This window comes from Streptomyces cinereospinus, from assembly GCF_042430725.1.
In the GTDB taxonomy this organism is placed as follows: domain Bacteria; phylum Actinomycetota; class Actinomycetes; order Streptomycetales; family Streptomycetaceae; genus Streptomyces; species Streptomyces cinereospinus.
Genome location: NZ_JBHMCY010000092.1, coordinates 19540 through 28021, shown reverse-complemented (window position 1 = coordinate 28021; position 8482 = coordinate 19540). Strand labels below are relative to the sequence as shown.

Below are 8482 nucleotides of genomic sequence, written 5' to 3'. Positions count from 1 at the left end.
GACGGCACCCGCGCCGCAAACGTCGGCCACCTCACCCCCCAGTACCCCGTCACCCATCAGGGGCGTACGGCGCTGCTGGACGAGCTCACCGGAGGCGGGTTCACGGTGCTGAGCGACGGAGCGGCCCCCCTGGACGCGCTGGACGCCTCCGACCGCGCCTTCCTCGCGGCCATCGGTGCCACCCTCGTCCCGCTGTACACCGACAACGCCCCGGCCGAGGGCTACCTGGACGCGCCGGACGGCTACCTGCCCCACCTGCGCGAGCACGGCCATGCGGCGGCCGTGGTCCGGCCCGACTTCTACCTGTTCGGCACCGCCACCGACGGCGCCGGGCTGGCGGAACTCGTGAGCCAGCTGCGTGAACAGGTGCAGCAGCCCGCCGCCACCCCCGACCGCACGCCGGTGCCCGCACCGCTGACGGCCGTCGCCCACTCCTAGGGGGCGCTCCACCGACCGCGGCGCACGGGAACCGCACACCCCGTCCGCTGCCGTGCTCCCGGCGCCACGAGCCGGGAGCACCACCCGGCGTCCGGGCCCTGCCGACCGCTGCCGCACGGCCCGGACGCCCCGTGACACCTCCCGGGAAGCGACCCTCGCGGCGCACCCTCCGCTCCGCGCCCCCCGTGTTCCCGGCGACAAGACTCCGAAGGACGTTCATGGACAAGACATCCCCTTCCGCGGCCGATGCCGTGGCCGACATCGGCGACGGGGCCTCCCTCGCCGTCGGCGGCTTCGGCCTGTGCGGGATCCCCAGCACCCTCATCTCGGCCCTCCACGCCCAGGGCGCCAGCTCGCTGCGGGTGGTCTCCAACAACTGCGGCACCGACGACCACGGCCTCGGCATCCTGCTCGGCGCCGGACGCATCGCCCGGGTCACCGGCTCCTACGTCGGCGAGAACAAGGAGTTCGCCCGCCAGTACCTCACCGGTGAACTGGAGGTCGAACTCGTGCCCCAGGGCACCCTCGCCGAGCGGCTGCGCGCCGGGGGCTGCGGCATCCCCGCGTTCTACACCCCGGCGGGCGTCGGCACCCCGCTCGCCGAGGGCGGCATCCCCTGGCGCCACACCGCGGACGGCGGGGTGGCCGTCGCCTCCCCGGCGAAGGAGACGCGACGCTTCGACGGCCGCGACTACGTCCTGGAGGAGGCCATCACCTGCGACTTCGCCCTGGTACGGGCGGCGCGCGGGGACCGGCACGGCAACCTCGTCTTCGACAAGTCCGCCCGCAACTTCAACCCGCTGGCGGCCATGGCGGGCCGGGTGACCATCGCCGAGGTCGAGGAACTGGTCGAACCGGGCGCCCTCGCCCCGGACGACATCCACCTGCCCGGCGTGTTCGTCCAGCGTGTCGTCGCCCTCACGGCGCGGCAGGCGGCAGACAAGCAGATCGAGAAGAGGACGGTGGCCGCCTGATGGCCTGGAACCGCAACGAGATGGCGGCCCGGGCCGCCGCCGAGCTGAGCGACGGCGACTACGTCAACCTCGGCATCGGACTGCCGACGCTCGTGCCCGGATTCGTGCCCGAGGGCGTGCACGTGGTCCTCCAGTCGGAGAACGGCATCCTCGGCACCGGTCCCTACCCGGCCGACGACGCCGTGGACCCGGACCTGATCAACGCCGGCAAGGAGACCGTCACCGTCCTGCCGGGCGCGGCGTTCTTCGACTCCGCGCTCTCCTTCGGCATGATCCGCGGCGGCCACATCGACACCGCGATCCTCGGCGCCATGCAGGTGTCCGCACGGGGCGACCTGGCCAACTGGATGATCCCCGGCAAGATGGTCAAGGGCATGGGCGGCGCCATGGACCTCGTCCACGGTGCCCGGCGCGTCATCGTCCTGATGGAGCACACCGCCAAGGACGGCAGCCCGAAGATCGTCCCGGAGTGCACGCTGCCCCTCACCGGCCGGGGCTGCGTCCACCAGATCATCACCGACCTCGGCGTCCTCGACGTCACCGACCGCGGACTCGTCCTGGCCGAGACGGCGCCCGGCGTCACCCGGGAGCGGATCGTCGCGGCGACGGCGGCACCGCTGCACGTACCGGAAGCGGTCGGGCCGACGGCCTGAGGCCTCCGCCGGTCCGGTGTACCCGGACAGCCACCGGACCGGCGGAACCCGCAGGCCCCGTACCGGGCCCGCCACCCGTCCCCGCCCCGACCGCGTCCTGTCCGAGGTTGCCCTGCCTCGCGGTCGGGGCGGTCCTCACCGGTCACCGCCCACCGCGGCCGCCGTTCGGCCCCCTCGCCGACCGCGCTCCGGCGCGTCACCGTCGTATCAGCCACGACGCATGACGTGATGACCGCATTCCCGCCGCCCCGCCGCCGTCCCGCCCCACCCGCACCCCCTTCCGCGTTCGCGCGAGTGCTCACGCGTGTCCTCCCGAGTCCGCACCCGCGTCCTCCGCGTCCGAACAGCGCGACCGTTCGGCCGATCGCACAGGAGAACCCTCGGTGACCCACCCCGCCCCCGCCGAGCCCGGCCCGGCCAGGACCGCCCTGCTCAACGTCCGCGTGTTCGACGGCCGGCGGCTCACCGAGCCGCGCACGGTGGTCATCGACGGCGGCACCGTCTCCCGGGACACCCGCACCGCGGGCGCCCGGACCGTCGACGGCACCGGCATGACCCTGCTCCCCGGGCTCATCGACGCCCATGTGCACCTGCACGGGCCCGACACCCTGGCCCGGCTGGCCGCCCACGGCGTCACCACCGCCCTGGACATGGCCACCTGGCCCCCGCAACTCCTCGCCGACCTGCGCCGGGTACCGGGCCTGACCGACATCCGCAGCGCCGGCACCCCGGCCGTCGGTGCCGGCGGGCCGCACTCCCACATTCCCGGCATGGCCCAGGACGCCGTCGTGCGCAGCCCGCAGCAGGCCGGTGAGTTCGTGGCGGCCCAGGTCTCCGCGGGTGCCGACTACATCAAGATCGTGGTGGAGGCTCCCGGTGAGGGAGGCCCGGACGAGCAGACCATCGACGCGCTGGTGGCCGCCGCCCGCACGCACGGCAGGAAGACCGTCGCGCACACGGCCACCGCGGGCGCCTGCACCATGGCCCTCGACGCCGGCGTCGACTTCCTCACCCACGTCCCCTTCGACCGGCCGCTGCTCCCCGCCGACATCACGCGGGCGGCCCGGCAGGGCCGCGTCTGGATCCCCACCCTCACCATGATGGAAGGCACCGCGGCGGCCCGTGGCGTCCCCCACGCCTACCGGACCGCCCGCACGAACCTCGCCGCCCTGCACCAGGCCGGCGTGCCGATCCTGGCCGGCACCGACGCCAACACCCAGCCCGGCGTGCCGTTCCAGGTACGGCACGGCGAGAGCATCCACCACGAACTCGCACTCCTCGTCGACGCCGGCCTCACCCCGGCCGAGGCCCTCCGCGCCGCCACCGCGCTGCCCGCCCGCTCCTTCGGCCTCGACGACCGGGGGGCGGTCAGCCCCGGTCTCCGCGCCGACCTGCTCCTCGTCGACGGCGACCCGCTCGCCGACATCCGGGCCACGCGCGCCGTCCGCCGCATCTGGTGCGCGGGCGCCGAGCAGACGCCGGCCGCCGTCTGACCCGCGCCGACCGGAAGACCACCGGCCCGAGAGGCGCCCGACTCGAAGCCGCCCGCCCGTAAGACGCTCGCCCCCGAAGACACTCGCCCGTAAGACGCTCGGCTCAACCACGCTTGCCCGACAGACGCTTCGACCGGAAAGACGCGCCGACATGACCACCCGGACCCCGCTCGTGGACGTGCACGCCCACTTCGTCACCCCGCGCTACCTCCAGGAGGCCCAGGAGTCGGGCCATCACGAACCCGACGGCATGCCGGCCTGGCCCACCTGGGACGCCGCCCGCCACCTGGACCTCATGGACGAGTGCGGCATCGCCACCTCCCTGCTGTCCGTCTCCTCACCCGGCACCCACTTCGGCGACGACAGGGCGGCGCGCGCCCTCACCCGCCACGTCAACGAGACGGGCGCCGGCCTCAAGCGGGACCATCCCGACCGGTTCGGCCACTTCGCCTCCCTTCCCCTGCCCGACGTCGACGCCGCCCTCGACGAACTGGCCCACGCCATGGACGTGCTCGGCAGCGACGGCGTCACGATCGAGACCAACGCCCACGGCGTCTACCTCGGCGACCCCCGCCTCGAACCGCTGCTCGCCGAACTCGACCGCCGCCGCACCCCGGTCTTCGTCCACCCCACCTCCCCGCCGAACCAGGAGGCGGTCTCCCTCGGCCGCCCGCGCCCCATGCTGGAGTTCGTCTTCGACTCCACCCGCACGGTCGCGGACCTGGTGCACCAGCGGCGCCTGCAGCAGTACCCGGACATCCCGTGGATCTTCACCCACGGCGCGGGCGCCCTGCCGCTGCTGACCCAGCGCATGGAACTCTTCCGCAGCGTCTTCGCCGCCCCGTCGGCGGACACCGAGCGCCTGGACCCGATACCCGAACAGGTCGGCCGCCTGTGGTTCGACATGGCGGGCACCCCCTTCCCGTACCAGGTCCCCGCCCTGGCCGCCGCGTTCGGCACCGACCGGCTCCTCTACGGCAGCGACTACTGCTTCACCCCCGCACCGGGCGTGGCCGCCCAGGTCGCCTCCCTCGACGCCGCCGTCCAGCCCGGTCAGGACACCTGGCGCTCCCTGACCACCCGCAACGCCCACCGGCTCTTCCCCCGACTGGCCGGCCGAACCGGCTGAACCACTCGCCGCCCGACAGCAGCGGGGCGGCGAACCCCAGGTCCGGCGGGGCATCACCGGCCGCCTCGGACGTGACCCGGCGGCCGGTGCCCGGCGGGCGGGGCGGCGGTGCGTCGGCCTCGGCCGCGTTGGGGGGCCGGGGCCGTTCCGTAACCCCGTGCCGTCACCTCCAGGTCGCCCCGGTGCCGGCCGTCGCGGGCCTCGCCGGGGTCGGTCCGGATGCACTGCTCGTCCCGGGAGCCGGACGACCAGCGGGTGTTCGGGTCGCCGTCGACGGCCGCGGCGGCGGAGCCGGCGGCGTTGTCGGTGGACGAGGCCGACGCGGCGGCGCGCGGGGCGAGATCGGTCTCCGGCCCCGCTGTCGGTGACGGACAGCCGCCACAGGGAGACGCCGTAGTCGGTGTGGCGCGGCGGCCGGCGAGGACGCGGACCCAGCGGGCGTGCTGCCGGTCGAGGCCGACGGTCCGCGCGACGCGGTTGGCGCCGGGCTCGAACACGACGGGGTTCTCGGAGGCGTGGCCGAACGGGCGCAGTGCCACGCGCACCGTGCGCTCGTCGCTCACGGCACCGCCGACGGACGCGGTGACGACCAGGGCAGGCAGGGCCGGCGCGCCGTAGCCGTTGGGCCACCACGGCTTCGGGACGCGCAGCCGCGGGGCGGGGAAGTGCGCCGCCGCGAAGACCACCCCGGGAGGAGAGCCGGGCCCCGTCGCCGGTGCCGGCGAACTCGTCGAGGGTGACGTTCCGGCCCGACTCGATCGGCACGGTGCAGGTACGTGCGGCTCATGCCGGCGGAGACCGCACGGGTCTCGCCAGCCGGAGACCGTACCGGCCTCGGCGTCGATCGTCGGACCGGACCGGTCGTCCACGTTGCCGAAGACCAGCTTCCGCCGGCCGTCCTCGGGGTACGTGAAGCGCATGATCGCCGTGTGGTCGGCCGGCGCCATGCCGGCGCGCAGGCCGTTGGCCCGCCGCCGTCTTTCCGGCGGCCGCCGAACGGCGGTTCCACTGGAGCGGGGAGGCGGTCGTGGCGTCGCCCTGGGCGCGGGCGGTGAGCCGGTCGCCGTTCCGGTCGCGGACGTTCAGCTCACTGAGCCGCGAGCCGTCGGTCCCGGCACCCACCGTTCGGCTCGCGGAGCTCGGCGCGTCCTGACGGCACATCAGGCGGCCGCCCCTCGCCGGACGAGGGCAGGGGCCTCGGGCAGGCGGCCTGCCGGTGTCGGGGTACGCCGCACTGGGCGTGGGGCGACGCACAGCCGGGCAGCGACGGACGGGGGGCTCGCCGTAGTGCCGCGCCTCCCGCCGTCGTACACGCCGCCGGGCCGGCGCCGCGCCGGTGGTACGGGCGCCCACCCGGGGTGAGACCGGTTCGGGCGGGCCGAGCCGGGCGCTCGGCCCGGCCGGTCAGTCCGTGCCGAACTCCATCGCGGCGCGGTCCAGCATCTCGTCCTCGCCGGACACCTCGCCGCGCGAGGCGATGGCCTCGGCGCCGCCCTCCGGCATGCTGCCGATCAGTCCGGTCGCGGCCGCCTGGGCGGCACCGATGGCGGGGCCGGTGGTGCCGATCAGGCCGAGTCCGGCGTACTGCTCCAGCTTGGCGCGCGAGTCGGCGATGTCGAGGTTGCGCATGGTGAGCTGGCCGATCCGGTCGACCGGGCCGAACGCCGAGTCCTCGGTGCGCTCCATGGACAGCTTGTCCGGGTGGTAGCTGAACGCCGGGCCGGTGGTGTCGAGGATCGAGTAGTCCTCACCGCGCCGCAGCCGCAGCGTCACCTCGCCGGTGACGGCCGCGCCGACCCAGCGCTGCAGCGACTCGCGCACCATCAGCGCCTGCGGGTCCAGCCAGCGGCCCTCGTACATCAGCCGGCCCAGGCGCCGGCCCTCGGTGTGGTACTGGGCGAGGGTGTCCTCGTTGTGGATGGCGTTGACCAGGCGCTCGTACGCCGCGTGCAGCAGGGCCATGCCGGGCGCCTCGTAGATGCCGCGGCTCTTGGCCTCGATGATCCGGTTCTCGATCTGGTCCGACATGCCCATGCCGTGGCGGCCGCCGATGGCGTTGACCTCCATCACCAGCTCGACGGCGGAGGCGAACTCCTTGCCGTTGATCGTCACCGGGCGGCCCTGGTCGAAGCCGATCGTCACGTCCTCGGTGGCGATCTCGACCGAGGGGTCCCAGAACCGCACGCCCATGATCGGCTCCACGGTCTCCACGCTCGTGTCCAGGTGTTCGAGCGTCTTGGCCTCGTGGGTGGCGCCCCAGATGTTGGCGTCGGTGGAGTACGCCTTCTCCGTGCTGTCGCGGTAGGGGAGGCCGTGGGCGAGCAGCCACTCCGACATCTCCTTGCGGCCGCCGAGCTCGGTGACGAAGTCCGCGTCCAGCCAGGGCTTGTAGATGCGCAGGTGCGGGTTGGCGAGCAGGCCGTAGCGGTAGAACCGCTCGATGTCGTTGCCCTTGAAGGTCGACCCGTCGCCCCAGATCTGCACGTCGTCCTCAAGCATCGCGCGCACCAGCAGGGTGCCCGTGACGGCGCGGCCGAGCGGGGTGGTGTTGAAGTAGGCGCGCCCGCCCGAGCGGATGTGGAACGCCCCGCAGGCCAGCGCGGCCAGCCCCTCCTCGACCAGCGCGGCGCGGCAGTCGACCAGGCGCGCGATCTCGGCGCCGTAGGTCTTGGCGCGGTCGGGCACCGAGGCGATGTCGGGCTCGTCGTACTGGCCGATGTCGGCGGTGTACGTGCACGGGATGGCGCCCTTGTCGCGCATCCACGCGACCGCGACCGAGGTGTCGAGGCCGCCGGAGAAGGCGATGCCGACGCGCTCGCCGGTGGGAAGAGAGGTGAGGACCTTGGACATAGAAAGAGTATGCACTGTCTCGCATGATCATGCAAAGCCCCCTCTCTCGATGGGCCGCGTTCGCCGCGGTCCGCCGGAATGGGCGGGCCCGCGCCGCGCGTTGTCGGGGGAGGGCGGGCCGGCGCGGCGCGCTGTCAGGGGGAACGGGGGTGAGGGCGGTGGCGACGACAGGTTTCCCACCGTCGCCCCGGCACGCGGCTCCGCGTGCTCCCGGCGGCGTGCTCCCCGGCCACGGCCCCACGGCGGCGGCCCGCCACGGGCTCCGCACGCCCCCCGGCCGCCCGACGGGCGGCCGTGACGCACGGACAGCACGGACAGCACGGAGAGGAACGTCCGCAGTGACCACCGACCAGCGCACCATCACCAACCCGCCCACCCTGCACGACCCCACCCCGTTCGGCTACAGCCACGCCGTCTCCGCCCCCGGCGAGCTCGTCTTCATCGGCGGCCAGTACGCCTCCGACTCCGCCACCGGCGCGCCCGTGCCGGGGGACTTCGCGGCGCAGGTCGAGCTCTCGCTGGCCCGTCTGCGCCGGGCCCTCGAAGGCGTCGGGCTGGGCTTCGAGCACGTGGTGCGGCTCGGCACGTACATCGTCGACCACGACCTCGGCAAGCTGGAGGTCCTGGGCAAGGCGCTGCACGCGGCGTTCGGGGAGCGGCTGCCCGCGCAGACGCTGAGCGGCGTGGCCGCGCTCGCGCTGCCCGGGATGCTCTTCGAGATCGACGCGGTGGCCGTGCGCCCCGCCGCTCCCGCCGCCGGGTAGGGCCGCCCGCCACGCGGGCGGCCCTACCGCTGCCGGTCCCGCCAGGCGGCCAGGTGGGACCGGGTCGTGGCGGTGTCGGGGTGGTCCCGGCCGAGGCCCCGGGCGCCCCAGGTCCGCCACTACCGCGCGGACGGGACCCTCGCCGACGAGGCCGCGTGGCGGCGCGACCCGGCCGGCCGCT

General features: G+C 74.7%; 7 protein-coding genes and 1 pseudogene. 6 read left to right on the top strand and 2 right to left on the bottom strand.

All coding sequences use genetic code 11. The features are described from left to right. The 5 genes and pseudogenes from ACFF45_RS31745 to ACFF45_RS31725 all read left to right on the top strand — a co-directional run. Nucleotides 1-438 (top strand): annotated as a pseudogene (locus ACFF45_RS31745) (bifunctional 3-(3-hydroxy-phenyl)propionate/3-hydroxycinnamic acid hydroxylase MhpA); the annotation flags it as partial. Between the two features lie 218 nt (nucleotides 439-656). Further along, nucleotides 657-1412, top strand: a complete 756-nt coding sequence (locus ACFF45_RS31740; RefSeq protein WP_381350292.1) for a CoA transferase subunit A — start codon at nucleotides 657-659, stop codon at nucleotides 1410-1412. Beyond that, nucleotides 1412-2065 (top strand): CoA transferase subunit B, encoded by a 654-nt coding sequence (locus ACFF45_RS31735; protein WP_381350291.1) that lies wholly within the window; start codon nucleotides 1412-1414, stop codon nucleotides 2063-2065. Before ACFF45_RS31740 ends, ACFF45_RS31735 begins: the two co-directional genes overlap by 1 nt. Nucleotides 2066-2448: 383 nt before the next feature. Then, nucleotides 2449-3558 carry an amidohydrolase family protein gene (locus ACFF45_RS31730; protein ID WP_381350288.1) on the top strand — a complete coding sequence of 370 codons (1110 nt, stop codon included), beginning with the start codon at nucleotides 2449-2451 and terminating at the stop codon, nucleotides 3556-3558. Nucleotides 3559-3709: 151 nt separating this feature from the next. Next, on the top strand, nucleotides 3710-4687 hold the full coding sequence (locus ACFF45_RS31725; protein ID WP_381350287.1) for an amidohydrolase family protein: 978 nt from the start codon (nucleotides 3710-3712) through the stop codon (nucleotides 4685-4687). A 53-nt stretch (nucleotides 4688-4740) separates the two neighbouring features. On the opposite strand, the gene ACFF45_RS31720 is transcribed toward ACFF45_RS31725, so the two are convergent. After that, nucleotides 4741-5373, bottom strand: coding sequence for a hypothetical protein (locus ACFF45_RS31720; RefSeq protein ID WP_381350285.1), 633 nt, complete (start codon nucleotides 5371-5373; stop codon nucleotides 4741-4743). Nucleotides 5374-6091: 718 nt separating this feature from the next. Next, on the bottom strand, nucleotides 6092-7537 hold the full coding sequence (gene argG / locus ACFF45_RS31715) for an argininosuccinate synthase (protein WP_381350284.1): 1446 nt from the start codon (nucleotides 7535-7537) through the stop codon (nucleotides 6092-6094). Nucleotides 7538-7875: 338 nt separating this feature from the next. Here argG and ACFF45_RS31710 point away from each other — a divergent pair, with 338 nt between their 5' ends. Beyond that, nucleotides 7876-8301: a RidA family protein gene (locus ACFF45_RS31710; protein ID WP_381350282.1), complete on the top strand. Its 426-nt coding sequence runs from the start codon at nucleotides 7876-7878 to the stop codon at nucleotides 8299-8301. Nucleotides 8302-8482 lie beyond the last annotated feature (181 nt).